This is a genomic window from Acidithiobacillus caldus ATCC 51756, assembly GCF_000175575.2.
In the GTDB taxonomy this organism is placed as follows: domain Bacteria; phylum Pseudomonadota; class Gammaproteobacteria; order Acidithiobacillales; family Acidithiobacillaceae; genus Acidithiobacillus_A; species Acidithiobacillus_A caldus.
Genome location: NZ_CP005986.1, coordinates 1,703,304 through 1,726,635, shown reverse-complemented (window position 1 = coordinate 1,726,635; position 23,332 = coordinate 1,703,304). Strand labels below are relative to the sequence as shown.

26 protein-coding genes and 2 pseudogenes are annotated in these 23,332 nt (G+C 57.8%); 22 read left to right on the top strand and 6 right to left on the bottom strand.

Annotation, left to right across the window (positions count from 1 at the left end; translation table 11 throughout):
• Positions 1–192: 192 nt before the first annotated feature.
• The 6 genes from ACAty_RS08340 (at position 193) to ACAty_RS08315 (ending at position 4,889) form a co-directional block, all read left to right on the top strand.
• Positions 193–1,374 carry a porin gene (locus ACAty_RS08340; protein WP_004872124.1) on the top strand — a complete coding sequence of 394 codons (1,182 nt, stop codon included), beginning with the start codon at positions 193–195 and terminating at the stop codon, positions 1,372–1,374.
• Positions 1,375–1,438: 64 nt separating this feature from the next.
• On the top strand, positions 1,439–1,777 hold the full coding sequence (locus ACAty_RS08335; RefSeq protein ID WP_004872123.1) for a P-II family nitrogen regulator: 339 nt from the start codon (positions 1,439–1,441) through the stop codon (positions 1,775–1,777).
• A 51-nt stretch (positions 1,778–1,828) separates the two neighbouring features.
• Positions 1,829–3,136 carry an ammonium transporter gene (locus ACAty_RS08330; RefSeq protein ID WP_038471955.1) on the top strand — a complete coding sequence of 436 codons (1,308 nt, stop codon included), beginning with the start codon at positions 1,829–1,831 and terminating at the stop codon, positions 3,134–3,136.
• A gap of 97 nt (positions 3,137–3,233) precedes the next feature.
• Positions 3,234–3,770 carry a hypothetical protein gene (locus ACAty_RS08325; protein ID WP_082179252.1) on the top strand — a complete coding sequence of 179 codons (537 nt, stop codon included), beginning with the start codon at positions 3,234–3,236 and terminating at the stop codon, positions 3,768–3,770.
• Between the two features lie 37 nt (positions 3,771–3,807).
• Positions 3,808–4,563, top strand: a complete 756-nt coding sequence (locus ACAty_RS08320; RefSeq protein ID WP_004872118.1) for a type 1 glutamine amidotransferase — start codon at positions 3,808–3,810, stop codon at positions 4,561–4,563.
• The gene (locus ACAty_RS08315; protein ID WP_038471888.1) at positions 4,545–4,889 is read left to right on the top strand and encodes a P-II family nitrogen regulator; all 345 of its coding nucleotides are present in this window, start codon (positions 4,545–4,547) and stop codon (positions 4,887–4,889) included. Before ACAty_RS08320 ends, ACAty_RS08315 begins: the two co-directional genes overlap by 19 nt.
• Before the next feature lie 443 nt (positions 4,890–5,332).
• Here ACAty_RS08315 and tnpA read toward each other — a convergent pair whose 3' ends face one another.
• From tnpA to ACAty_RS15345, 5 genes and pseudogenes are all read right to left on the bottom strand, one after another.
• Positions 5,333–5,581, bottom strand: coding sequence for an IS66 family insertion sequence element accessory protein TnpA (gene tnpA / locus ACAty_RS15875; protein ID WP_014003084.1), 249 nt, complete (start codon positions 5,579–5,581; stop codon positions 5,333–5,335).
• Between the two features lie 528 nt (positions 5,582–6,109).
• Positions 6,110–6,718: a DUF4168 domain-containing protein gene (locus tag ACAty_RS16440; protein ID WP_226047648.1), complete on the bottom strand. Its 609-nt coding sequence runs from the start codon at positions 6,716–6,718 to the stop codon at positions 6,110–6,112.
• Positions 6,719–7,133: 415 nt separating this feature from the next.
• Positions 7,134–7,436, bottom strand: a complete 303-nt coding sequence (locus ACAty_RS08305) for a high-potential iron-sulfur protein (RefSeq protein ID WP_004872690.1) — start codon at positions 7,434–7,436, stop codon at positions 7,134–7,136.
• A gap of 96 nt (positions 7,437–7,532) precedes the next feature.
• Entirely contained in the window at positions 7,533–8,774 is a 1,242-nt protein-coding gene (locus ACAty_RS08300; RefSeq protein ID WP_226047647.1) for a DEAD/DEAH box helicase, read from the bottom strand.
• 313 nt (positions 8,775–9,087) lie between these two features.
• Positions 9,088–9,461 (bottom strand): annotated as a pseudogene (locus ACAty_RS15345) (IS5/IS1182 family transposase); the annotation flags it as partial.
• 279 nt (positions 9,462–9,740) lie between these two features.
• Here ACAty_RS15345 and ACAty_RS16750 point away from each other — a divergent pair.
• The 10 genes and pseudogenes from ACAty_RS16750 (at position 9,741) to ACAty_RS08250 (ending at position 17,581) form a co-directional block, all read left to right on the top strand.
• Complete coding sequence (locus tag ACAty_RS16750) at positions 9,741–10,346, top strand: double zinc ribbon domain-containing protein (RefSeq protein ID WP_082179255.1); 606 nt, start codon at positions 9,741–9,743, stop codon at positions 10,344–10,346.
• A 23-nt stretch (positions 10,347–10,369) separates the two neighbouring features.
• Positions 10,370–11,269, top strand: coding sequence for an IS1595 family transposase (locus ACAty_RS08290; protein ID WP_014002140.1), 900 nt, complete (start codon positions 10,370–10,372; stop codon positions 11,267–11,269).
• A gap of 5 nt (positions 11,270–11,274) precedes the next feature.
• Positions 11,275–11,952: a hypothetical protein gene (locus ACAty_RS15870; RefSeq protein WP_153801817.1), complete on the top strand. Its 678-nt coding sequence runs from the start codon at positions 11,275–11,277 to the stop codon at positions 11,950–11,952.
• Positions 11,953–11,977: 25 nt separating this feature from the next.
• On the top strand, positions 11,978–12,637 hold the full coding sequence (locus tag ACAty_RS08280; protein ID WP_004872684.1) for a hypothetical protein: 660 nt from the start codon (positions 11,978–11,980) through the stop codon (positions 12,635–12,637).
• Between the two features lie 42 nt (positions 12,638–12,679).
• On the top strand, positions 12,680–13,510 hold the full coding sequence (locus ACAty_RS08275; protein ID WP_038471947.1) for a zinc ribbon domain-containing protein: 831 nt from the start codon (positions 12,680–12,682) through the stop codon (positions 13,508–13,510).
• A 33-nt stretch (positions 13,511–13,543) separates the two neighbouring features.
• Complete coding sequence (locus ACAty_RS08270; protein WP_004872681.1) at positions 13,544–13,900, top strand: hypothetical protein; 357 nt, start codon at positions 13,544–13,546, stop codon at positions 13,898–13,900.
• A 33-nt stretch (positions 13,901–13,933) separates the two neighbouring features.
• On the top strand, positions 13,934–14,833 hold the full coding sequence (locus ACAty_RS08265; protein ID WP_014002140.1) for an IS1595 family transposase: 900 nt from the start codon (positions 13,934–13,936) through the stop codon (positions 14,831–14,833).
• Positions 14,814–15,713 (top strand): zinc ribbon domain-containing protein, encoded by a 900-nt coding sequence (locus ACAty_RS08260; protein WP_193787406.1) that lies wholly within the window; start codon positions 14,814–14,816, stop codon positions 15,711–15,713. The genes ACAty_RS08265 and ACAty_RS08260 overlap by 20 nt, the downstream gene beginning before the upstream one ends.
• Positions 15,714–15,741: 28 nt before the next feature.
• A pseudogene (locus tag ACAty_RS15865) lies at positions 15,742–16,084 on the top strand (transposase); the annotation flags it as partial.
• Between the two features lie 450 nt (positions 16,085–16,534).
• The gene (locus ACAty_RS08250) at positions 16,535–17,581 is read left to right on the top strand and encodes an IS630 family transposase (protein WP_004872674.1); all 1,047 of its coding nucleotides are present in this window, start codon (positions 16,535–16,537) and stop codon (positions 17,579–17,581) included.
• A gap of 247 nt (positions 17,582–17,828) precedes the next feature.
• Here the strand turns inward: ACAty_RS08250 and ACAty_RS15335 are convergent, their stop codons facing one another.
• The gene (locus tag ACAty_RS15335; RefSeq protein ID WP_081254384.1) at positions 17,829–17,939 is read right to left on the bottom strand and encodes a hypothetical protein; all 111 of its coding nucleotides are present in this window, start codon (positions 17,937–17,939) and stop codon (positions 17,829–17,831) included.
• Between the two features lie 501 nt (positions 17,940–18,440).
• On the opposite strand from ACAty_RS15335, the gene ACAty_RS08245 reads away from it, so the two are divergent.
• The 6 genes from ACAty_RS08245 (at position 18,441) to ACAty_RS08220 (ending at position 23,006) form a co-directional block, all read left to right on the top strand.
• On the top strand, positions 18,441–19,760 hold the full coding sequence (locus ACAty_RS08245; RefSeq protein ID WP_004872672.1) for a tyrosine-type recombinase/integrase: 1,320 nt from the start codon (positions 18,441–18,443) through the stop codon (positions 19,758–19,760).
• Positions 19,757–20,314: a hypothetical protein gene (locus tag ACAty_RS08240; RefSeq protein WP_004872671.1), complete on the top strand. Its 558-nt coding sequence runs from the start codon at positions 19,757–19,759 to the stop codon at positions 20,312–20,314. Before ACAty_RS08245 ends, ACAty_RS08240 begins: the two co-directional genes overlap by 4 nt.
• 116 nt (positions 20,315–20,430) lie before the next feature.
• Positions 20,431–20,625 (top strand): helix-turn-helix transcriptional regulator, encoded by a 195-nt coding sequence (locus ACAty_RS08235; protein WP_014003076.1) that lies wholly within the window; start codon positions 20,431–20,433, stop codon positions 20,623–20,625.
• Positions 20,622–20,846 (top strand): hypothetical protein, encoded by a 225-nt coding sequence (locus ACAty_RS08230; RefSeq protein ID WP_004872669.1) that lies wholly within the window; start codon positions 20,622–20,624, stop codon positions 20,844–20,846. The genes ACAty_RS08235 and ACAty_RS08230 overlap by 4 nt, the downstream gene beginning before the upstream one ends.
• A gap of 79 nt (positions 20,847–20,925) precedes the next feature.
• On the top strand, positions 20,926–21,897 hold the full coding sequence (locus ACAty_RS08225; RefSeq protein WP_038471943.1) for a hypothetical protein: 972 nt from the start codon (positions 20,926–20,928) through the stop codon (positions 21,895–21,897).
• Positions 21,894–23,006 (top strand): AAA family ATPase, encoded by a 1,113-nt coding sequence (locus tag ACAty_RS08220; RefSeq protein WP_004872666.1) that lies wholly within the window; start codon positions 21,894–21,896, stop codon positions 23,004–23,006. Before ACAty_RS08225 ends, ACAty_RS08220 begins: the two co-directional genes overlap by 4 nt.
• Positions 23,007–23,332: the final 326 nt, after the last annotated feature.

Genomic DNA, 23,332 nt, shown 5'->3' with positions numbered 1-23,332 from the left:
ATGTTGCGCACCAGGCTAGTGCAACAATGCACGGATATGGACCAGTTGCACCAAAACTGGTCGCATATTGGCAATGCGAATATGGGTAAAGCTACCCCAAAATCAACGTAACTACTGGTAGTAGTTGGTCTTTTTTAAAACTGGCATCGGCTTTGCTGTAGGTTTCTCGCATTTTGTCCAGGAGAGAAACCTATGTTCGCAAAACGCAGTTTGAAAAAGTCGACCGTACCGCTTGCCGTTGGTCTGGCCTTGGGGATGGCGCTTCCCGTATCCGCCAGCGCTCTGACCCTTCCGAGCCCCTATATGGTCTCTGCAGGCCCCTTGGGCCAGATCGGCGTACAGGGGGTAGTCAGTGGTCTTGGGTTTTATCAGGATAATCCCCAAGGGACTGTTGCCGGAACCCTGGCCAGTAAGCATGTCGGTGCCAATATCAGTAACGGCCTTGTCATCGTGCAGAAAAGCAGTGGCCTCGTGCAATTCACCCTCGAGGCCGGGGCCTACAGCTTCCCGACCCTGGCGTCGGGGTTCACTTCGGCGAGCCAAACCATCAACGACTTTGGGGCCCTGCCGGTTGCCTATGTGACGCTCGCGCCAAGCAAGGCGTTCTCCGTGGAGATCGGTAAACTGCCCACCCTCATCGGTGCCGAGGACGGGTTTACCTTTCAGAACCTCAACATCGAACGGGGACTGTTGTGGGATGTGGAGCCCATCGTCAGCCGCGGTGTGCAGGCCAATTACAGCATGGGTCCGCTCAGCGCATCGTTGTCCTGGAACGATGGCTATTACTCCAACCGCTACAACACGGTCAGCGGCGACCTGACCTGGACCATCGATGGCAGCAACAGTCTGGAGTTTTACGCGAGCGGGAACCTCGGTAAAGCCGGTGGCAGCACGAACAATACCTACGGTGCGGCGAATATCGCCGACGGGGCCGACGACAGCACGATCTACGGACTGATTTACACCTACAACCACGGTCCGCTGACGATCGAGCCCTACCTGCAGTACATGCGCACTCCCGCCCAGCCGGGGATTGATCTGAATCACGGCTTTTCCAATTACGGAGGCGCCGTGCTCGCGAGCTACAGCTTTACTCCGACGTTCAGTCTGACTGGCCGGGTGGAGTACCTCGGGGTGTCGGGCCATCCAGGCTTGGGACAGGAGTCCTATGCCAGCGGCGTCACCGATCTACCCGAGGATTCCCACGCTTGGTCGGTGACCCTGACGCCCACCTATCAGGCCGGGGATTTCTTCCTGCGCGGGGAATTGTCCTATGTCACCGCGTCGTGTCCGACGGGCCTTGGCTTCTCAGGGGCTACGGGCCAGGGAACTACCCAGTTGCGGGGACTCATCGAGACGGGGTTCTTGCTATGAGGGCCACCATCGGGAAGGACTGCCTGCCGCCAAAATGCTTTGGGTCCATACAGGAGTTCGCGTCATGAAACTCATCACCGCCATCGTCAAACCGTTCAAGTTGGACGACGTTCGTGAGGCCCTGTCCCAGGCCGGCATACAGGGACTCACCGTGACCGAGGTCAAGGGTTTTGGACGGCAAAAAGGGCACACGGAATTGTACCGAGGTGCCGAATACGTCGTCGATTTTTTACCCAAGGTCAAGATTGAAACCGTTGTCCCAGACAATCTCGTGGATATCGCTACGGACGCACTCATCAAAGGCGCGCGCACCGGCAAGATCGGCGACGGCAAGATCTTCGTGACAGAGGTATTGGACGCCGTGCGAATCCGTACCGGGGAGAGCGGTGATGAAGCTCTGTGAGCTCTGTTCTCTCAAGCCCTGTTCTCATCCCACCACTAAAGGAGTTTCCCCATGTCTGTAGCCTGGCTTAACACCGGCGATAATGCGTGGCAGCTGACCGCAGCCACTATTGTCGGTCTGCAGAGTGTTCCCGGCCTGGTTGTCCTCTATGCCGGTATCGTCAAGAAGAAGTGGGCGATCAATTCGGCGTTCATGGCTTTTTATGCGTTTGCCGCCGTGCTCATTGCCTGGGTCCTGTGGGCCTATAACATGGGTTTTGGGAATCAATGGTTTCCGTTTCTGGGGCACCCCGGTCCCATCATCAGCATGCAGAACGAATTGACGCAGGCCCTGTTACCGACGTCCAAGACCACGGCCAACTTCCCCATGGCGACCATGGTCTACTTCCAGTTCGTTTTTGCGGCCATCACTTTGGTGCTCATCGCTGGTGGCGTGTTGGGACGGATGAACTTCAAGGCGTGGATGCTTTTTGTGCCGTTGTGGTTGACCTTTTCCTACACCGTCGGCGCCTTTAGCCTTTGGGGCGGTGGATTTTTGTCCACGATGGGGGTCATCGACTACTCCGGCGGCTACGTCATCCACTTGTCAGCCGGTATCGCGGCTTTTGTGGCCGCTGCAGTGGTTGGGCCGCGATTGGCTCGCGATCGGGAGAATTTTCAGCCCAACAACGTTCTCCTCATGCTGGTTGGTGCCGGTATCCTGTGGCTTGGTTGGAACGGCTTCAATGGCGGGGATCCCTATGCGGCCAGTCGCGATGCCGGTGCCGCCGTGCTCAACACCAATATCACCACCGCCATGAGTGTGCTGACCTGGACCGCCATGGATATCTTCTACTTCAAGAAACCCTCGGTCATCGGAGCGGTCCAGGGCATGATCACGGGTTTGGTGGGGATCACCCCGGCGGCTGGCGTCGTCGACGGCTTCGGCGCCATCGCCATCGGCCTCGCCACGGGCATCATCCCCTGGTTCACCATGAACATCCTGGGCAAACGGCTGTCGTTCTTTCGTAAGGTGGACGACACCTTGGGCGTCTTTCATACCCACGCGGTGGCCGGATTTCTGGGTGGTATATTGACTGGTGTTCTGGCCACCAAGGCGGGGTGTGTAGCCTACGGTCTGAGCAATCCGGGTGGGGCTATCGACGGAAACTGGCACCAGGTATGGCTCCAATTGATCGGTGCCGCGTTCATCATTGCCCTGAACCTCGTCATGACCTACGTGATTCTCAAGGTGATCAGTCTCGTTGTGCCCTTGCGTATGGACGAAGAAACCCTGCTCATCGGCGACGATGCGGTTCACGGAGAAGAAGCCTATGCCTTCTTCGGTGAGGGTGAACGGCAACCGGTGCTGGGAGACTGATGCGTTCCGGTCCCCACGGGGGATCGGTACGCACAGACCCTATGACGAATTGAATTGACGAAGCGGAGGGGGCATTGGCCCCCAAGGAGTTGCAGTCGTGGCACAGTGGAAAGACCTTTATCGGCGCGATTCGGTTCTGGAAAAGACGGTCGCCTCGATAACCAAAAGTAGAGCTACCGTTCGCGTCAGTAGTCTTGCGGACAGTCAGGGAGCTGTGCACGAGCCCGTTACCAATCGCGTGCTGGTATCGCCCGTGTTGCTGCGCGATCGGCCGGAACTCGTACCGGTTCTGGTCGCCGTGAGCCTCGGTTTTGCAAGTATTCGCGAGCGTAGTCGGCGCTGGCGATGGGCGGTCTTGGGTTTTTCCCTGAGCGCGGCGCTGGATATGGTTCTGCTGTATGCCCAGTGGGGTGGGTGCGCTCGCCTCTTGGATGCGGGACTGGCAACGGGGTGTTTTTGGGGTGCTCTCTGGCAGGTACTCGCTCTGCGACGATATGCCCCCCAATTTGAATGCCTTGCGTACGACTGGGCTCGGAATATCGTCCCCGATTTTACGGCGCAGCACGGCGCGGCTCGAGTCTACTGCCGATGGTTGCGCCGTGCGACCGCCTATCGGTCGTGGTCGCCTTCTTGAACGCGCAAAAACCGCCACCGCATTACGGGCATGATCGATGAAACCCCTACTGGTCGTACAACACCATCCAGACGAGGACCTCGGTGCCCTTCGGGAGATGCTCATTGCCGAACGTATCCCGGTACAGGTGCGCCGTTTGGATCTCGAGGAACCCCTGCCTTCTTCGCTGCGCGGCTTTGGCGGTGTCATCAGCCTCGGTGGACCGATGAGTGTGCACGATGAGGGGAACTACCCGTGGTTGAACCTGGAGCGGCGTTGCCTCGCGGAAGCCATCGATGCGGGGTTGCCAACCCTGGGCATCTGCCTCGGCGCACAATTGATCGCGCAGGTCTGCGGCGCGCCGGTACACCGGCATCCCAATGGTCCTGAAATCGGCTGGTGGCCGGTGCGTGTCCGTCCATCGGGAAGGCAGCACCCGGCCGTGACACAGCTTCCTCCGGAGTTTTTCCTGTTCCACTGGCACGAGGATCAATGCGCCTGCCCCTTCACCGCGACGCCCTTGCTCACCAGTGCGCATACGGACTGCCAAGCCTTTGCCGTGGGCGAGCATGTGCTTGCGATACAGGCACACGCCGAACTGACCCCTGAGCTTCTCGAGCGCTGGCTGCTTCTTATGGGGACACCGCCAGCAGATTCCGGAAAGATCCAAACGCCCGAAGAAATATCTCGTCTATCGGCAACCCCTCTGGCTGCTTTGCCGCAGGTGCGGCAGCAGCTTTTCGGGCCGTGGTTGCGTTCTGTGCGGATGCGTTGCGATACACCGGAGGCATCGCCATGGCATACCAGCAACTGACCGTCGTGCTTCGGATGTATCGGCTGGACCCCCTCTGCGATGCCCTGGTGGAATTGGGGGTAAGCGGGATCACCCTGAGCGATGTCGAGGGAGTCGGCCGGCAGCAGGGATTCTCGACACTGCCCAGTGGGGTTTGGTACCAGTCGAAGAGTCATCCGAAGGTCCGGCTGGATGTCGTGATGCCGCAGAAGCTGGTGCCCCAGGCGATTGCTGTGGTCTTGACGCATGCCCGAACCGGCATTGAAGGGGATGGAAAGTTGTGGATAAGCCCCATGGTACGGGCTCCTATCGTCGTAAGAACGATTGACTCGGACGCTGAAGCCTGACCGATCGCGGGCGCGATCGACTCCAGCAGGGATTTTTCTGGGCGAAGAGGCTCTTAGATGTTAACAAATCGCGGAAACGCCATGTATCGATTCCTGGCCGAGCAAACACTGGCGGGGAATTCAGCATCCGGAAAGACTGTGCGAGCTCTCTGCTGGGGTGATATTTGTCGACGGGATGCCTGCCAACGAAATCCGGCGGGATCCTCACACGACGCCGCCTGAATCGTGTCAGCAAATGCTCATACACCAATCTTGACCATAGCTCTGGAGAGCCAGGCAGTCGGGCCAACTCAGGCCATCACCTCATGCTGGATTCAGCCGGCCGAAGCTGACCCAAGAAAGTCCCAACATATTGCTTCCAGCGTGGCACATTCCCGCCAGAAATCCGCCGGATCGTGAGGAGTAGCCGGTCACCATAAAGATCCATGGTGCACCATAAGGGTTCAGGTCTTCGGTGACACTAGCTGGGAATCGTGCACACACACCGTGTTGGGCACCCAGGTATCCACCTCGCTCGGATGATTTTCTATCCCCACCGCACGTAGGCGCTGACGCCAGTAGTAGAATTGCGAATGGGACAATCCTCGCTCGGCGCAGAAACGGCGAGCCGACAACCCGCTGTTTCCCAGCGCGTCCACCGTCGCCTGCCCGTGGTTTACTCTGCGCCGGTGCACTCCCTTTCCCTGATCCATGATCTGTCTCCAAGAAAAAAGTCGTGGTCAATATCCTGGCGAAAGGCCAGGCCAAGGGAAAGAACGCCGTCTGGCGATCACTTACCTTCATTTCTCCTCCATGGATGTCGGTGATAAAAGATCACCGATACCGGCTCTTCTTGCTGGCTCTAGTCTGGCTCTAGTTCTGCCAAACGAACAGACTCTAATAAATACATTGCTTATCAACAAGATCGGGTGGTATCACTCAGATAAACAATTAGTTATAGTTGTATGTAACAGCATATGAAGTATCATGAAAATATATGGGTTCATGTCTGTTAATCACTAGGTCGGCGGTTCGAGCCCGTCCCGGGGAGCCAAACAAAGCACAGAGTTGCTCCGAATCCGGTGCAGCTCTTTTTTTGTCTGGCGGACCGACAGTAGACCGAAGGGCACACCCATTTCCTGTCCACTGGCGCGCTGCTGGTCAGTCCCCTCCCAAAAAATGACCCCCGGCTTGGCAGCGAGGGTCGGGATATGCTCAAGGTGTCAATACGGCAAGACGACCTAATGCATGGCGCGCAATGCCGCTTCCGTGCGTTTGGCAAAGTTCGGATCCGTCTGTGCCTTGCGCAAAAGCATCTCGTAGTCCACGGGCGAGAGGTGATGGCGATGCAATATCGTCACGATCTCTTTGTCGTAGCTGGTCAGCTTCGCCTTGCGCGCGCTGTTCGAAAGCGATTTGTCGGCAAGCACTCGATGGGCCTTTTCGTCAATGGGCTGTATATCCTTGATGGCAGCAGCAAAATTCTGCAGTTTCTGATGACTGACGTGTGGGCCGCTACTGGGCGCGGTCATGGGCATTCCGTTTTGCGTGCCTCCTTCCCCATTGCCCTGCATGCTGGTGCCGCCAGCTGGGCCCCCACCCATGGTCGTGGAGCCCTGTCCCATACTGCCTCCCATTGCCCCATTGTCGTTTTGTTGACTCGGACCCATCATTCCTCCAGAACGCGACTCAGCGCCATTGCCATTCATGGCTGGTGTCATGCTGGCGAAGGCAAGACTACTGCCGGCGCCGAAAAGAACGAATCCGATGAGTGCACCACGTAAAGAGGATGGCATTAATATCTCCTTGACCATTTTGCGATATAAGCGTTGCGAAAACTTCAAGCGCATAATTGAATATGCTGACCAAACCCTAACAAATCTGTTTTGCCTATGTCAAATAATGTAAATTCCATAAGCAGTTAATGAAAACTCTGTTGTAAAAACCCTGTATCGCATAAACCATAGTGAAGCGTATAAGAATTGTGCGTACTCTCAGAAGGCGTGGTAGGTCATGTGCAGGAATCGTTCATGACCGTTTATGGTAAATATCTTCAGGGGGTGGACGCGTCCTGAATGGCGCGGTAGATGTAAAGTATGTCCGTGCGGAACGGAAATTGCCTTTAGTTCATGAGCGTTGTGGAATGACCACAAACGGACGGTTCGGCAAGGATCGGATCAACCGTGGCCATAAAAAAACCGCAGCCATGAGACTGCGGCTCCAGAGGCGGTCCAAGTGCCCACACCGCCTTTGGATGTTCGGCGATCAGGCCTTGGGGATGTAAATATTGCACCAGCCATCGGGGCTGATAGCGCCGGCCACCGCCTTGCAGGCGCCCGGTCCTTTGGGATTGGAGCCGGGAATGTAGAGGCGACAATTGCTGCACATCTCCTTGCCCTTGGGGTGATCCTGATAATCCACCGCCGTCTTGGCCATCTTGCTCGCGGCCTCGGCGTTCCCGACAAACACAAGGGGAGCTGCGGCTCCCGCCGCCACCATGAGCGCGGTGCTGCGCAGCCAGTGTCGACGAGTGATCTTCTGCGTATTGCGAGAATCGTGTTCTGCCATGGACGATAACCTCCACATGAGTCATTGGTCTACTACCAAGTTTAGTATAGACCTCTAGTGCCGGGATGTCCCGTCACAGGTTCTGCCGCATCGCTCTCAGTTAGCGCCGGCTTGTCGTCTTGGCCGTCTGGAGCCCTGGGCAGCCAGACTGTGACCACGCGCCGGGACGGGCTTGCCGACACCACGGTCCGGGCCGTGCCCTTTTGCCTCGAATCCAGGCACCTGTTCCAGGTCAAAGCGGCGACGCAGCAGCCGCTCGACCGCCTGGAGCTGGCTACGCTCCTCGCCACTGACCAGGGAGACGGCCTCGCCATCTTCGCCGGCCCGACCCGTGCGGCCGATACGATGGACGTAGTCCTCGGCAACCTGCGGTAGCTCGAAGTTGACCACCCGCGGCAACCGCTGAATATCGATGCCGCGCGCGGCGATATCGGTGGCGACCAGCGCGCGCAGGCTTCCCGACTTGAATTCGGCCAGCGCGCGGGTTCGGGCTCCTTGGCTTTTGTTGCCGTGGATGGCCATGGCCGAAAAACCCTCCCGCTCCATCTGACGCGCTAGTCGATCCGCACCGTGCTTGGTGCGGGTAAAGATCAGCACCTGATGCCATTGGTGTGCATCCATCAGGTGCAGCAGTAGATCGCGTTTGCGCTCCTGGTCTACGCGAATCACCCGCTGGGTAATACTGTCGACGGTGGCGTTGGCGGGTGTCACTTCAACGGCGATGGGCTGGTGCAACAGTCCTTCGGCCAATTGCCGAATCTCTGGCGAAAAGGTGGCCGAGAAGAGTAGATTTTGCCGTTTTGCCGGCAACATCCCGATAATTCGACGAATATCGCGGATGAAGCCCATATCCAGCATGCGATCGGCCTCGTCCAGAACCAAGGTCTCGACGCGATCCAGACGCAGGCTGCGCTGTTGCAGGTGATCCAGCAGTCGTCCGGGGGTCGCCACGACGATATCGGCACCGTTGCGTAGCTGCTCCATCTGCGGGCCAATCTTGACGCCACCTATGAGCATCAGGGAACGTACGGGCATTTGCCCTCTGTAGAGCCGGATGTTGTCTTCTACCTGCGCCGCCAATTCTCGTGTGGGCACGAGAATCAGCGCGCGCACGGGACGCGGACCGGAGCTCACAGGATCCCGGGCCAGACGATGGAGAATGGGTAGAGCGAAAGCAGCGGTCTTGCCCGTACCAGTCTGGGCAGCGGCGAGGATGTCGTGACCCTTCAGGATCTCGGGGATGGCGCGTGCCTGTATGGGTGTGGCCTGCTCATAACCGCGGGCAACGGCAGCAGCACAGAGGGCCGGGTCCAGCCCCAATTCGGTAAACAATGTCAAGGGAATCTCCGTGGCAGGATCGGCCGCGCCTTGTCGGCGCCAGTCCACGGCAGATCTCAAGAAAGTCGGGCAACACACCGCGAAGACTGAATCGCGACCACGGCAGTGTAACAGAGTATCCTGCCACGATCCTAATTCTGAGCGCGTCCACTACCCAAAGACCCGGGGCGCAGCCCGCTCCAATGTTTGTAGACACGCTCCGCGCAGTGTTCGATGACATCGGGACGCCGTAACTGCTGCGCACAGCCAATAAGACCTATCGCACCAGGACACCCCCAAGGATCCTTAGAAGGAGAAGTTTGCATGCGCGCCACCGCGCTGTGCGTACCTCAGCAGAACCTTTGCGCTTGCGGGCAACGTGCGGGGGGAGGGGGGGTTACATCCCGATCCCGCAGAGCCTAAACAAAGCCGCTCAGCGGTCGCAGCCCTGGTCGGCACTCAGGGTGATGCGCTGGTTCCACCCAGATCGTCCACGCGTTGGGCGGCGGCATCGACGTCCGCCGTATCGTCGGCGGTGGTGACCTGCTCTCCGGCAATGAGCCCGTGGCGATTGTCCAAGGGTACATGCCCGAGAGAAGCCAAGCGAGCAGCTTCGCCGCGCGCCTTTACGGAGAGCCGGGCATCGGGGTCGGCCACCGCGGCGTGGGTCGCATTACGGCGCGACTGGCGGCGGAAATCGGAGCCATCGCACTCACAGGCTGTCCAAACCGGCGGCGGAGGGGGGACAACTCAGTGAATCGCTGGCGGGTGGATGGGACGATACGGATCCTTCTCGGCGCCAACGTGATTTGCGCACTCTGGAAGCTCTAGATGAACTTGTCCGGTTTTGTTTGGGAGGGCGCGCAACCCATGGAATACGATCCTATCCGCTGAGCCTTGATCGACTCGGGATTGCCGGGATAAAATTCACAGCAAATTTTGAAGCTCGGAAGTTCACGCTGTTCGAGCCACATCAAAGGAGAAGAAATGCGTTGCGCCGCTTGCTGGCAGGACAACTTGCCCGGAAAGAAGTTCTGTGCTCACTGTGGGGCGCCATTGCAAGTCCCCGCGCACGACCCGGGTCCTCCCCAATTCTGCCGCTCCTGCGGCGCTACACTGAATGGCAAGCGTTTTTGCCCGCAGTGTGGAGTCGAAAACCGCAAAGACATATCCCATAAGTCTACGGAAGAACGACCCCCCGCGCCGCAACCGGAAGCGGTACAGCCGGCCCCAAATTGGTCTCCAGGTACTTCCATCCCGGCTCCGGAACGCACAGAATCTACCCTGGAAAATATCGCTGCTATTCCCGATTCTGAGGCCAGCGAGCACCCGGCACCAAAGCCCACCTCGATCATAACCGACGAGCAATCCGAGAGCACACCCGCTTCGGCAGCAGACGAAACCGATACGGAAGAGGAGTACACACCGACACACAAGGCAGACACCGCTACTACACAGGTTGAGCCTAGGCAGTCAGAAAATACAGCTCCTACCGGATCGGAAGCTCCGGTCATCCCGAATCAGCCAGCTTCACCGTCTAATATTGACATGCCTCTGAATCATTCTCAGCAATCAAGCTCTAACTCTCTGTGAGGCATAGAGAAAGGAGGTCTGAGATGAAAGCTGAAGCGACGAACCTCTTGCAGTGGCAAGCGCGGTTTGGCACGGAAGAGGCCTGCTTGGAGGCGCTGAAACAAAAGCGCTGGCCCGAGGGGTTTCGATGTCCGAAATGCGGCCATGACCGCGGATACTGGATCGCCGGACGAAAACTCTTTCAGTGCGGGCACTGTCGCCATCAGACCTCGGTGACGGCCGGCACAATTTTTCATTCGTCCAATGTGCCCCTGGTGCAATGGTTCCTGGCCATCTATTTGATGGCGAGCGACAAGGGCGGATTGTCCGCCCTGCGGCTGTCGAAGCAGATTGGGGTCTCCTGGATCACGGCTCACCGGATGTTGCGCCGCATGCGCCGCGCCATGGGCGATCGCGACAGTCTGTATCGCTTGGAAGGGCTGGTAGAGTTGGACGATGCCTTTGTCGGTGGACGCCGGTCTGGGGGGAAGAGCGGTCGAGGGGCCGAAGGCAAAACACCGATCTTGGTTGCCGTGGAAAACCGGGGCAAGAAGGCGGGCTTTATTGCCATCGAGACGACGCCTTCGGTCTCTGCCGACCGGATTCGCGAATTCGCGCGGCGACGCTTGCGCCCCAAGCAACCTACCCGCACCGACGGCTTAATAGCGCTGCGAGTTCTCGGAGAGAGCCAAGAGCATGAGGGGCGCGTGACCAAACCGCATCAGGTGGACGAGTGGTTGCCGTGGGTACACATCGCCATTGGTAACCTCAAGGCCTTTCTTTTGGGCACATTCCATGGGGTATCCGGCAAATATCTGCAGGAATATCTGAACGAGTTTGTCTATCGCTTCAATCGCCGTTTCTGGGAGCCAGAACTGCCCCTGAGGTTGCTCAATGCCTGTATGGAACATATCCCGGTCCGGCTTGTTGCTGAGAAAGGTTAACAGGCATGAATATTGAAGTATCTCCTCCCAAGAACTCTCCGGTAAGCGACGAGGAACACGAAACCCCGGAAAACGGCCCTGAATTGGGCCCAGAAGCGGAAAAGTTCTGCAAGATCTGTGGTGCCGTATATGGCAACGGTGCGTTTTGTCGTCAGTGTGGTAAGGGAATTTTACCCGGCAGCGCAGACAATGAAGCCATTGGTCGGAATCCACCTCCGCAGGGAAGGTTACGCACTTACATCTGGATCACACTCGCGTCGATACTTGCCCTCGCCGCCGCCTTTGCCGTGTACTATTTCGTTCTTCAACCACGCTCTGCTACGCCGGCCGTTAAAGCCCCGACAAACCGCACCGTAGCTGCCGCACCAGCCAAATCTACGGCCAGTAGCGCGTCCGTCGGGGTGGCAACCGCGACGGTCCAGTCTCCGTCGGCACCCATCGCCAACGTCCCAAGCTCATCCACGGCCAAACTCGTCAGCGAGACGCCCGTCACAAAAACGCCATTGGTCAAGGCGCCAGTCGTAGCGTCTCGGGAACCTCGCCACGCTGCCGCGATCGCACTGCCGCAGTCAACCTCAAGGCAGCGATACCCGGTCCACGAAGCAACCACTATCCCCAAACAGCAGGGGATGACTGCGGAACAAATGAAAAAATTGCTTTCGCCAGTCGGTGGCAATGATTAATCCTTGACGACACATCGGAGGTTGTATGCAACGTATCTTTCGATCCTCTCACCGCGCCGGCATGCTCATCGCTCTGACCGTGGGTTTGCTCGCAGGATGCTCGGCCAAGTACGGCACACAGGTACCGTCAATGCCCATATCCATGGGTCAGGCACAGGCACAAGCCAACATCAGCCAGGCGGGAATCAACGTCTCGCGTCAGTTTGTAACGGCGTGGGAGGCAGCCAAGAGCAACATGAAAAATTCTCTGGAGCAGTGCTCTCTTGCCGCCGGTTCGGGCTACGGCAGCCAGCAACACTGTTGGCAGCGGATGCAAACCCAGGCCACAAACTACGCCGATCAATTCGCGGGCATGACCGTCGGCGGCCTGACTCCAGCACAAGAGCGAAGTTTCAGCCTTGCCCAACAGGCGGCCGTGAACTTTTTCCACCTGAGCGGAAGCTACGCCAGCGACTGCAGTATCAGCACCCAGAGTTGTTTGCACAATAACGACTTGCGCATGCGTATGAATGCCGAACGCAAGGCCGTCGACGACTACCTCATGCACGCAAGCGTGGTTCCTAGTCAAGGCAATTCCTTGCGCTACGAAAACAACGCCGTGAACGATAATCTCGAGCAGCTACAGAACCCGAACATGGTGCCCCCGGCTGCCAATCGCCCGGCAATCAACGCTTCCAATCAGTAGATCGCACGCGACGATCGCTCACGCACATAAGGAATTCCGCCCATGTCGCAAACCGTCCGATCTCTTTCCCTGAGTGCGGGACTCTTTTCTTTGGCTAAATGGATTTCCCTAGCCATTGCCATCCTCGCATTGATAGCCGCGGGTATTTTCGCACTAAGTTCTTTCACGAGTCAGAGAAGTTTCCAGGTACCCCGTTTCGATTCAGCCGCGCGCATGGTACTGCTGGGGAATCTACCCAGCAATAAGGCAAGCGTTGCCCAGCAAAAGATGAACCTGAAGTTGAGTCAGGAATATGGCAGCAATGTCATCTCGATCATTTCCAAGTATAACGTTTCCACCGTCAACGAGCAGCAAGTGATCAAGCAATTGGCAGAGTTGCCAAGGGCCTACCGCGCTGCGTTTGTCTCTGGTTGGAAAGATTATCTCGAGAACGGCATCGCTTATGCCAAGAAGGCCGGAATATTTCAGGCCGTAGCCACAAGTAACGGGCTTTTCAACCAGCAACCTGCCACGGCGGACATGCTCACTCAACAGTATTTCAGTGCTTACTCCAACGCCGTCGACAACGCCGAGCGTGGCAAAAGTGGGCAGCGCATTCAGCACGCCGTAGATCTTTTCATGGCATTTTCAGCACTGATGATTTTTGTATTGGCGATCATTGTTCCCATTCTGGTACAGGTCGAGCGAAACACCCGGATCTTCACGGCCAACGCTGGAACAGTAGCGGCTTCCGCACCGGAACGGGATGCAGGTTCCGTATCCACAGACCAGCCGACAGGAGCCCCGTCCAAGGCTGAGCTCTGCCCTAATTGCCAGCAACCCATCAGCGCAGGTGATGCGTTCTGTGGTCATTGCGGCCAGCGCTTGACCTAAAGTACTCATCAAACAGTCAAAGGAGCCATCGTCGTGAAAACGGATGTCGCGAGCTTGGATTTTGGTATCATTACTAAATCGCTGCAGGGGCTTACGCTCTGGCAACCCATTGCCATCTTTGGTGCTGCTTATCTTATCGGCCTGATTTTTTTTGGTCTACTTTCAGCGACACACAGCATTTTTGCGGAACTCGTCGGGGCCTTGCTGCTAGTGGCCCTCTTCGGTGCAGGTTATCTTGGCGCCGGACACTTTCTCAGCGCCGTCGCACAGGATCGTAATCCGCCGACACTGGTCCAGAGCCTCAGTTTTGGACTCTTCACGCTACCGCGCTTCATCGGGCTTATCATTTTAGAACATGCCTCTGAATCATTCTCAGCAATCAAGCTCTAACTCTCTGTGAGGCATAGAGAAAGGAGGTCTGAGATGAAAGCTGAAGCGACGAACCTCTTGCAGTGGCAAGCGCGGTTTGGCACGGAAGAGGCCTGCTTGGAGGCGCTGAAACAAAAGCGCTGGCCCGAGGGGTTTCGATGTCCGAAATGCGGCCATGACCGCGGATACTGGATCGCCGGACGAAAACTCTTTCAGTGCGGGCACTGTCGCCATCAGACCTCGGTGACGGCCGGCACAATTTTTCATTCGTCCAATGTGCCCCTGGTGCAATGGTTCCTGGCCATCTATTTGATGGCGAGCGACAAGGGCGGATTGTCCGCCCTGCGGCTGTCGAAGCAGATTGGGGTCTCCTGGATCACGGCTCACCGGATGTTGCGCCGCATGCGCCGCGCCATGGGCGATCGCGACAGTCTGTATCGCTTGGAAGGGCTGGTAGAGTTGGACGATGCCTTTGTCGGTGGACGCCGGTCTGGGGGGAAGAGCGGTCGAGGGGCCGAAGGCAAAACACCGATCTTGGTTGCCGTGGAAAACCGGGGCAAGAAGGCGGGCTTTATTGCCATCGAGACGACGCCTTCGGTCTCTGCCGACCGGATTCGCGAATTCGCGCGGCGACGCTTGCGCCCCAAGCAACCTACCCGCACCGACGGCTTAATAGCGCTGCGAGTTCTCGGAGAGAGCCAAGAGCATGAGGGGCGCGTGACCAAACCGCATCAGGTGGACGAGTGGTTGCCGTGGGTACACATCGCCATTGGTAACCTCAAGGCCTTTCTTTTGGGCACATTCCATGGGGTATCCGGCAAATATCTGCAGGAATATCTGAACGAGTTTGTCTATCGCTTCAATCGCCGTTTCTGGGAGCCAGAACTGCCCCTGAGGTTGCTCAATGCCTGTATGGAACATATCCCGGTCCGGCTTGTTGCTGAGAAAGGTTAACAGGCATGTTTTAGAATATCTGTCGATCCTGGCGGTGATCATCGTCGAGGTCATTCTGGTCGAGTTTTGTCGAATCCCAGTACTGGGTGGGATACTTTCTCTGGCAGTCTTTCCGGGTATATTCCTCGCGAATATCGTTTTCGTCATGTTATTTTTTGTCATGTTCAATCTTACCGGCCCAGCCCTTTGGTTCGGCGAAACCATTTCCGGTGCTTTTCGTCATGTGGTGGCTGTTGCCCGGCGACGGCCGGGGCCTGTGATATTCCTGCTCTTCAGCCTGGCCGCACTTGCCGCTCTCATTGGATTGTTCGTTTTTGCCGTCGCGGCCTACGTTCTGACCTTGATGGCGGGATACGTTGGTCTTCTTGGTTCACAATTGCTCGGCGTCATTACGGAGTTCATGCAAAGCCTTGTCAATCCTTTTGCCGTCGCTGCCATGGGTGGCGCATTCGCCTATCCATACCACGTTACCCTCAACGATCATCTCTACCCCGTTAGTGCATTACTGACCGTCGCCTGTTCTGTTGTCCTGGTAATCGCCATTCCCAACAATGTCCTCATGCTCGGATTGGCCTATCTCTATGACGTCAATACAAAGCTCGTGGATTCCGACGATGGATCGGTTTTCGTCGATGGTGTCATGAGCCGGGTCTCGCAGGTGGCAGAGCGCACCCGTCAAGCTGCAGAGCAGGCGCGCCAAGCTGCTCGCGAAGCATCCCGACGGGCGGCAGCAAAACGCACCGAGACGCCGAGGCCTCCAGAACAGGCCGAACCAAATAACGGGGAGGGCAGTATGGCGCATCCCGCTTTTTGCCGCGGTTGTGGTGCAAGCCTTTCTCCAGACGATAAGTTCTGTGGTGAGTGTGGGCGGCCAGTCTAGGACGACGCTGATAAAGGCGGTGGGGCATATGGAAGCCTGGGCCTCGCAGAAATCCTTCCCGCTGGAAGATCTTGAGGACCGTGAGGTCGAAGGCTCCGATTTCTGCGGCCAGTCGCGCAGTAATGCGACCCACGCCGCGGTGACCGACCCCGATGCCCGGCTCTGTACAAAGGCGCCCGATGAAGTTGCTCGACGGTTATGCCAGGAGTATTCACGTACGCCGGCGGATCGAGTCCATCTTCGGCGGGATGAAAACCGTGGGAGGAATGCGCAAGACGCGATTCCGTGGATTGGATCGGGTGAGTCTGCACTTCTCCCTGGCGGCCACCGCCTACAACCTGGTGCGGATGGTGCGACGGAGGGTGGCTTGATGGAATTCGTGTGCCCCGAATTCGTCCGAGAGCTGCAAAAAGCTGGGAGTAAAGCCAAAACAGCTGTACCCGCGCTTGTTTCCCGGGATGTTGTGGCCGAATATCCCGATCTAGAGCAACTTTTCAATATTTTTTAGCGATGTCCTAGCGGGAAAGGCAGTCGCGCGAACCAGAAAAGGCCGCGACAGTAGGTAATGCCTGAAACGATATACTCTCCCGGGCGCTTGCGGGGAGACGCGAAGGCCCGCACATACGGGGTTAGCTATTTTCCGCCCCAGCGCCAGGTTGGGGGCTCCCCCTTCCACGCGACGATCCAGAGGAATACGGCAAGAGACAGAATCAAGAGGATGTCCCCTGCAAAGATATGTGAACGTATCAGATAGATCGATATCACCGTCATTATTAACCAGGCCCTTAAATATCCGATAGTAGTTTGCTATGCTGAGGGTCATGAAGCGGGTAGATGTGCGTAAATTGACGGTGGATGGGCGCAACATACTGCGGCAGATGGTGGTGCGGTTGCGCCAACAGTCGGGCATGCGAGTAGAGGACTTGGCCAAGGTGTCTGGTGCCCATCCCTCGACGATTCGCGGTTGGTTGGCGCGAGCCAAACGAGAAGGAACCGAGAGCCTTGAGGAACGCCCGCGGGGGCGGCCGGTTGGGGCTTGCCGTAAATTGACTCTGGCGGCAGAGGCTTGGATTCGGGACCAGATCGTGCAAAAGGATCCACGGCAGTTGCAGATGCCTTTTGCGCTCTGGACGCGGCCTGCCATCCGGCAACTGATTCGGGAGCGTTTCGGGATCGATTTGCAGGTGCGATTGGTGGGCAAATATCTCAAGCGCTGGGGGTTTACTCCCCAACGTCCGGTCAAACGGGCGCTGGAACAGAACCCGGAAGCTGTACGGCAGTGGCTGGAGGTGGAGTACCCCAGGCTTCGGGCGCGTGCCCTGCAGGAAGGTGCGGTCATTTACTGGGGCGACGAAACCGCCGTCAAAGAGGATGCCCACTGGGTCCGGGGATATGCCCCCAAGGGGCAGACCCCCATCCTCGAGCATCCGGCACGCTGGACCACCCTGTCGATGATTTCGGCAATTTCCCCGCGCGGAGAGATCGCCTTCGAGATCGTGGAGGGCAGCATCCATGCGGAGCGTTTTATCGCCTTTCTGGAAAAGCTGATCACCGGCGCGCCGCAGAAGGTCTTCCTGGTAGTGGACAACCTGCGGGTACATCACGCCAAGGTGGTAAGCGCGTGGCTGGCCGACAAACAGGACCGCATTGAGCTCGTATTTCTGCCGCCCTATGCGCCAGAGTCCAACCCCGACGAGTATCTCAATCGCGATTTCAAAACCGCTCTGCGTACGGGCCCCATGAGCACAGATACCCAAAGCTTGCTGGAGAAGGCAACCACTTTCATGAACGGGCTACGCCAACTGCCCGAGAAAGTCGCGCGCTATTTCCACCATCCCGCAGCACGCTACGCGATGTTAGATATTTAGGGGCCTGGTTAATAGAATGAAGACTACGAGGGTCAGCCACCCTTGCCAAGTGATCGGCAAGCCCCATCCCCACCCATAGCGTTTAGCTGGAAACCAATACTTTTGCTCTTCTTCCATCGGACATCTCCTTGCCTCAACGTGCTCGTGCATTGCCTCTTCAAGGCTGCCAGAACAAGAATCATTGAGCCGATCGTAACCGTCACGCCATTCAGAGTAGGGCCGACGATCGGCACCCTAGTCTTTTCCCCTAAGCTGCGGCTCCAAGATGAGTATAGCGATTCAACATCGGCAAGGTCTTGTGTCCCATGATGGCGGCCACCTGCATGGGATTTAGGCCACACTCGAACAAGCTGCTCATTGCCCCGTGGCGCAGGTCATGAAAGCGCAGGTCCCATACTGCCTCCCCTCATGCAGGCCCTCGCAAAAGACAGGTGGGTCGCCTCGCAGGTAGTCCCGAACTCCCGCCCTCGACGGAACGGGCCCATGCCTTGGCTTCAGCCTTGGTGCGAAAGGTTTGGACCGGCTGGGGGTAACCCCGCTTCCTTATCCGTCTGCCAGACGCGCGTTCTAAAGAGCGGATCGCTCTGCGCGCAGGGTCGCGCCGGTGTCGCGGAAAATCAATCCAGCAAAGAAAAACGCCCCAGGCAATCGCCTATCGCCTTGATTTTACTGGCGCGCCCAGCAGGAATCGAACCTGCAACCTACGGCTTAGAAGTCTGATACTTTCACGTCCGAGAAAATCCGTTGCCATCCCCGAAAGTCTTGTAACATGATGATCTACCGCATATACTCTGTCCTAAGATGTCCGAAGGATTCCATCGCCAGCCGCCGATAAATGGGGACAGAACGGGGACAGGATATGAAACTCACGGTCAAGCAGCTTGAAGCACTCCCGCGCAAGGCGGCCAAAGAGGGCAAGGACGCGATCTACGCCACCGAGGGGCGTCGCGGTGCTGGCCTGCTACGCATCCGCGCTCAGGTATCTGGCACGATCAGGTTCTTTTTTCGCTACACCGACAGCGACGGCAAGCGCGACGATCTTGCCCTGGGGGCCTACTCTCCCACGGGTGAAGGCGGCATGACGCTAGAGCAGGCCAGAGACCGAGCAGAGCAGCTATCCTTGATCTACCGCTCCGGCGTCAAGGACATTCGCCTGCACCTGGAGGCCGAACAGAGAGCAGCGGCGGCAGAACTTCGGCGGCAGGCAGAGGAACAGGAGCGCCAGGAGGCTGGTTCGTTGGCTGCGCTGCTGTCTATCTATGCCGATTATCTCCGTGACCGTAGCAAGCCATCCTGGAAAGACGTGGCGAGCATTTTCCGTCTGCACATCGTCGAGCCCTATCCCGATCTGGCGCAGACTCGCGCCAACGAGATCACCCCCAAAGACCTGCGGGCAATCTTCGACCGGCTACAGGACAAGGGCTACACCCGCGCCCTCGGCAAGACGCGAGCAGCCCTGCACAGCGCCTACAACTTGGCGGCCAAGAGCGAGTTCGATAGCACCATCCCGCCAGCCTTTCGACTGTTCAAAGTGAGCACCAACCCGGTGGCCGTGCTCCCGACCTACTCGGCGTTGAGCAAGCCGGGCGATCGCGTCCTTACCCCGGCAGAGCTTCGGCACCTGCTGGAGCATCTTCACGAAAGCGATAGCATGGCCGCCAGGGCATTGCTTGTGGGGATCTATCTCGGAGGGCAACGCCCCACGCAATTGGTGCGGGTAAGGGCCGAGGACGTGGATATCGAGCGCGGCACGATCACCCTGCGCGATGGCAAGGGACGGCGGCAGCATCCCCGTCTGCACGTCCTGCCGTTGGAACCGGTGACCGGGATCGTGACCGAGTTGCTGGAGATCAACGCAAACGCGCCAAGCGTATTCTCCAGCGACGGCAAGACCATCCCCCACGTGACCACCTTGAGCAAGACGATCCATGAGATCAGCGGCGGGAAGTACCAACTGCGCGACGTTCGCCGGACCTGCGAGACGGAGCTTGCTCGCCTGGGAGTAGCGAAAGACATCCGGGCCCAAATCTTGAGCCATGAGCTTGGTGGTGTTCAGGCCCGTCACTACGACCGGCACCATTACCTCGACGAGAAGCGCCAAGCGTTGATGACCTGGAAAGCGTATCTCGACGGGCTGCAAGCCGGGAACGTGGTATCCCTGCACGGGGCGGCATCGTGAGGCCGCTGGAGGATATCAAACAGGATCCTCGATGGCTGGCTCTGGGGGTGCGGGAGAGTAACGCTGTTCTGGGTGCGTACATCGACTATCTGCACAAGGGACAGCAAAAGACGCAAAGCAAGAACGAGCAAGATGCGGCGGTGCTCTGCAACGCTCTGAGGGTATTGTCCGACCCCAGAACGCGCGAAGTGCTGGAACATAATCTTGGCGGGCTAGCCATCCACGATCCGATGACAGGAAAATCACTCACACTTGCACCCTGGCTGCTACCAGACGAGAGCCCTGTCGGTTCCGGCGTGGTGCTGGATGCCGTGTTCAGCGTCATAAGAGATCATGCCGACTGGCTAGAGCGTCCCCACAACATTGACTTCACCGAGCGCAATAACCGCCACTTCCTGACATTCCTTGGGCGGCACTGGCGACGCGCTGGGCTTGAGCGTCCTGGCATCCAACGGTTGCGCGAGATCGTCATTATCGTTACTGGACAAAATCCTGGAAGCGAAGATGCCGAGCTGCTGAAATCTTTTCGGATTGGGTGGCAAGTTTCCGGCTAAATCGTTTATAACTTGCCAGTTGTCAAGTTTTAGAAGAAAGCGCCTAAAACTCGCCAAGGAGTAGGGACTCTGTAGGCATTTAATAGGGACCGTTCACTAGCAACGGAGTCCCTACGATGCAACCAACCATTATTGATCTTGCAGAAGTAAAGCGCCTGACAACCTTGTCACGCAGTTCCATTTACGCCCTCGCCAAAATGGGGAGATTCCCTCAGCCTTATCGAATCAAGGGCACCAGCCGCACCGTCTGGAAAACTGCCGATGTGCAGAAGTGGATTGACGAGAACGTGATCGCGGAGGGACAGTCATGAAAAAGGCCGCCACCCGCGAGAGCAACGACCGTAACGAACAGCTAAATAATCGCATATTCCCGCAAGGATTCAAAGCCTTGCACCATCTGCTGCACGCATCGAAACATCTGCACGATCTAGCTGATTTGCCCCTCGATGGCCGCAAGGCTGCTGGCCTATTGCTGGCGCGGATAGCGTCTGACCTTGAAAGATTGGGAGGTGTCGAATGGCCCCAGATCTGAACGCCACGGTCCGGCAGATTCAGCGCAACCTAGCACGCATGCTATTGACGATGCGGCGCATGAAGCGAGGTGCACGGCCATGATTGAAATCATCCCCGATCCCGACACTCCAGAAGATAGCCAGGCATGGGCAAAACCTTTTCGGTTCGGTGTCTGCCGCAATGCCCTCGCCCACCGCATCAAGGAATACTCGATGCCGTGGCCGGAGTTTGTCTCGAAGCTCCAAGCGCCAGTTATCGTAGCCGACAAGAAGCAGTCACGGGCCATCGTTCCGGCGACATTCTCGACGGCTTACGCTAAGAACGAGCATGTAACAGGGCTCACGGCGATGGTGTTGGACATCGAGCAGCACGGCGACGGACCCCAACCGATGCCGGTTGATGATGCCGACGAATACTTGGCAGAAACCGGCTTGAGCTTTGCTTTATGGAGCACGTTCAGCAACCGGCCTAAAACGCCACGATACCGCGTTCTGTTCCCTTTGGATGGGGTACTACCACCGCACAACGTAAAGCGCGCCTACGGGCTGTTAACGGCTTCTCTGGAGACATTTGCAGGGGTAGTCGATACGTCCTGTTTTCACGCTGCGCGATTGTTCTTCCTGCCATGCGTTTCACCTGGGCGCGAGGGTGAATACACCATGCACGCCAACGTCTACGGCGAATGGCTACGCGCTGATCGACTAGCCGAGGCAGTACAGGCCATCGAGGACGACGAACGGCGGCAGGCTGAGGCCAAGCGCCAGCGAGTAAATCCGCGCGAGTATAACGGCAACAGCGTTATCCAGTCGTTCAACGAGCAGGCGGATATTGCCCAGCTACTTGAGCAGGCTGGCTACCGGCGGCGCGGGAAGAAGTGGTTAAGCCCAAGCTCACATTCTGGGATTCCTGGCATTGTGCAGTTCGAGGGTGGCCGCGTGTTCTGTCACCACACATCAGACCCGCTCTACGACCCCCACGGCGTTGATGCTTTCGAGGTGTTCGCTCGACTCTGGCACGGCGGCGACCGGCGCAAGGCTGTTGCCGCTCTGCGGCGGGAGGTGGCGGCATGACGTTCGACATCAAGACTCTGACCAGACCCGAGCCGATCAAGGCCGATGAAGTTGTCCCGCCACCAGAACCACGATTCAGGCCGGTTGCCGATCTGTTCCAGACACCGGAGCCGCTGCGCTGGCTAGTATCCGACTGGATCGAAGCTGGCACTTTTGCGGCGATGGTGGGGCTGCCTGGATCGGGCAAAACCTTCGCGGCGCTATCTCTGGCTGCCGCAATCGCCACCGGCACGAAGTGGCACCGGCACCAAGCACGCCGAGGCTGTGTGTGGTACGTCGCCGGTGAGGGCAGGAGTGCCCTGCTGCGGCGTGCACTTGCTTGGGACATCCGGCACAAACACGCTCTGCGCGAGTCCGATAACCTACGCATCAGCAATGGCGCAATCAGGCTCCCCGATGATCTGGGCGGCCTGATAGACGAGATCGAGCGATCTGACCACCGGCCCGATCTGATGGTGCTGGATACCCTGAACAGGACGCAGACCGGAGATGAAAACTCGACGGCAGACGCGACCGCCTATGTACAGGCCATTGATACCCTGCGCGAAAGACTCGGCTGTGCTGTCCTGGTGCTGCACCACCCGAGCAAAAGCAATCCCGAAGAACTGCGCGGTAGCGGGGCGATCCGTGGCGCTGTCGATTCCGTCATGTTGGTCGAGGCGAACGCCAAGGGCATTACAGTCGCCTGCACCAAGCAGAGATCAGGCGACCTGCCGCCGAGGATTGCCTTTGCTTTTGAGCGCGTCGAGATGCCCCCGGAATGGTGGCCGGATGATTTTGACGGCCATCAATTCACCGTGAGCGTGCTGGCCCCTGCCGATGCTCCCCCGCCTGCCTCTGCGCTGAAAGGGTTAAAGCAGAACCAAAAGACCGCGCTGTTGATCCTGCAAAAGCTGACGGCCGAACACCGCGCAAACCTTGCCGAAGGTGGCCGCGATCCGAACGAAGCGAAGGTATCCGCAAAGGATTGGCGGGCAGCGTGTGCAGAAAGCGACTTGAAAGGCCAGAGCTTCACCCGCGCCATGAACTCGCTCATGGAGCGCGGCCTTGTGAGAGAAAACGGATTCTTTGTGACCCTGTCTGATGGAGGGGCAGACGATGTCGAATAAGCAAATAGCAAATGTAGCAAATGCTGCTTTTGCAGCCAGTGCTAGGGTAGCAAATGATGCAAACGTCTATAAGACGTTGCATTTGCTATGCACCAATGCTTTGACGAACGAGCATGATGAGACCATAGATCATGAGATCGATTGCCAGCGGCGCGGCACACCCGTCATGCGCGGCGTTCTAGGCCGTTCTGCACTTGGGGGTGGACGATGACACCACCGGCAATGCAAAAACCCGTCAGAGCCCAAGAAAAGGCCCTTAGCGTCGATTCCCTGCTTCGCTTCAGCCCTGCCCTGCGGCGCGATCTGATGACGGCCATAGATCGAGC

Excerpts from the sequence above, each read along its gene's own strand:
- ACAty_RS08340 (WP_004872124.1), top strand. The coding sequence starts at position 193 with ATGTTCGCAAAACGCAGTTTGAAAAAGTCGACCGTACCGCTTGCCGTT.
- ACAty_RS08335 (WP_004872123.1), top strand. The coding sequence starts at position 1,439 with ATGAAACTCATCACCGCCATCGTCAAACCGTTCAAGTTGGACGACGTT.
- ACAty_RS08330 (WP_038471955.1), top strand. The coding sequence starts at position 1,829 with ATGTCTGTAGCCTGGCTTAACACCGGCGATAATGCGTGGCAGCTGACC.
- ACAty_RS08320 (WP_004872118.1), top strand. The coding sequence starts at position 3,808 with ATGAAACCCCTACTGGTCGTACAACACCATCCAGACGAGGACCTCGGT.
- ACAty_RS08315 (WP_038471888.1), top strand. The coding sequence starts at position 4,545 with ATGGCATACCAGCAACTGACCGTCGTGCTTCGGATGTATCGGCTGGAC.
- tnpA (WP_014003084.1), bottom strand. The coding sequence starts at position 5,581 with ATGGATCAGGGAAAGGGAGTGCACCGGCGCAGAGTAAACCACGGGCAG.
- ACAty_RS16440 (WP_226047648.1), bottom strand. The coding sequence starts at position 6,718 with ATGCGCTTGAAGTTTTCGCAACGCTTATATCGCAAAATGGTCAAGGAG.
- ACAty_RS08305 (WP_004872690.1), bottom strand. The coding sequence starts at position 7,436 with ATGGCAGAACACGATTCTCGCAATACGCAGAAGATCACTCGTCGACAC.
- ACAty_RS16750 (WP_082179255.1), top strand. The coding sequence starts at position 9,741 with ATGCGTTGCGCCGCTTGCTGGCAGGACAACTTGCCCGGAAAGAAGTTC.
- ACAty_RS08290 (WP_014002140.1), top strand. The coding sequence starts at position 10,370 with ATGAAAGCTGAAGCGACGAACCTCTTGCAGTGGCAAGCGCGGTTTGGC.
- ACAty_RS15870 (WP_153801817.1), top strand. The coding sequence starts at position 11,275 with ATGAATATTGAAGTATCTCCTCCCAAGAACTCTCCGGTAAGCGACGAG.
- ACAty_RS08280 (WP_004872684.1), top strand. The coding sequence starts at position 11,978 with ATGCAACGTATCTTTCGATCCTCTCACCGCGCCGGCATGCTCATCGCT.
- ACAty_RS08275 (WP_038471947.1), top strand. The coding sequence starts at position 12,680 with ATGTCGCAAACCGTCCGATCTCTTTCCCTGAGTGCGGGACTCTTTTCT.
- ACAty_RS08265 (WP_014002140.1), top strand. The coding sequence starts at position 13,934 with ATGAAAGCTGAAGCGACGAACCTCTTGCAGTGGCAAGCGCGGTTTGGC.
- ACAty_RS08250 (WP_004872674.1), top strand. The coding sequence starts at position 16,535 with ATGAAGCGGGTAGATGTGCGTAAATTGACGGTGGATGGGCGCAACATA.
- ACAty_RS15335 (WP_081254384.1), bottom strand. The coding sequence starts at position 17,939 with ATGAGCAGCTTGTTCGAGTGTGGCCTAAATCCCATGCAGGTGGCCGCC.
- ACAty_RS08245 (WP_004872672.1), top strand. The coding sequence starts at position 18,441 with ATGAAACTCACGGTCAAGCAGCTTGAAGCACTCCCGCGCAAGGCGGCC.
- ACAty_RS08235 (WP_014003076.1), top strand. The coding sequence starts at position 20,431 with ATGCAACCAACCATTATTGATCTTGCAGAAGTAAAGCGCCTGACAACC.
- ACAty_RS08230 (WP_004872669.1), top strand. The coding sequence starts at position 20,622 with ATGAAAAAGGCCGCCACCCGCGAGAGCAACGACCGTAACGAACAGCTA.
- ACAty_RS08225 (WP_038471943.1), top strand. The coding sequence starts at position 20,926 with ATGATTGAAATCATCCCCGATCCCGACACTCCAGAAGATAGCCAGGCA.
- ACAty_RS08220 (WP_004872666.1), top strand. The coding sequence starts at position 21,894 with ATGACGTTCGACATCAAGACTCTGACCAGACCCGAGCCGATCAAGGCC.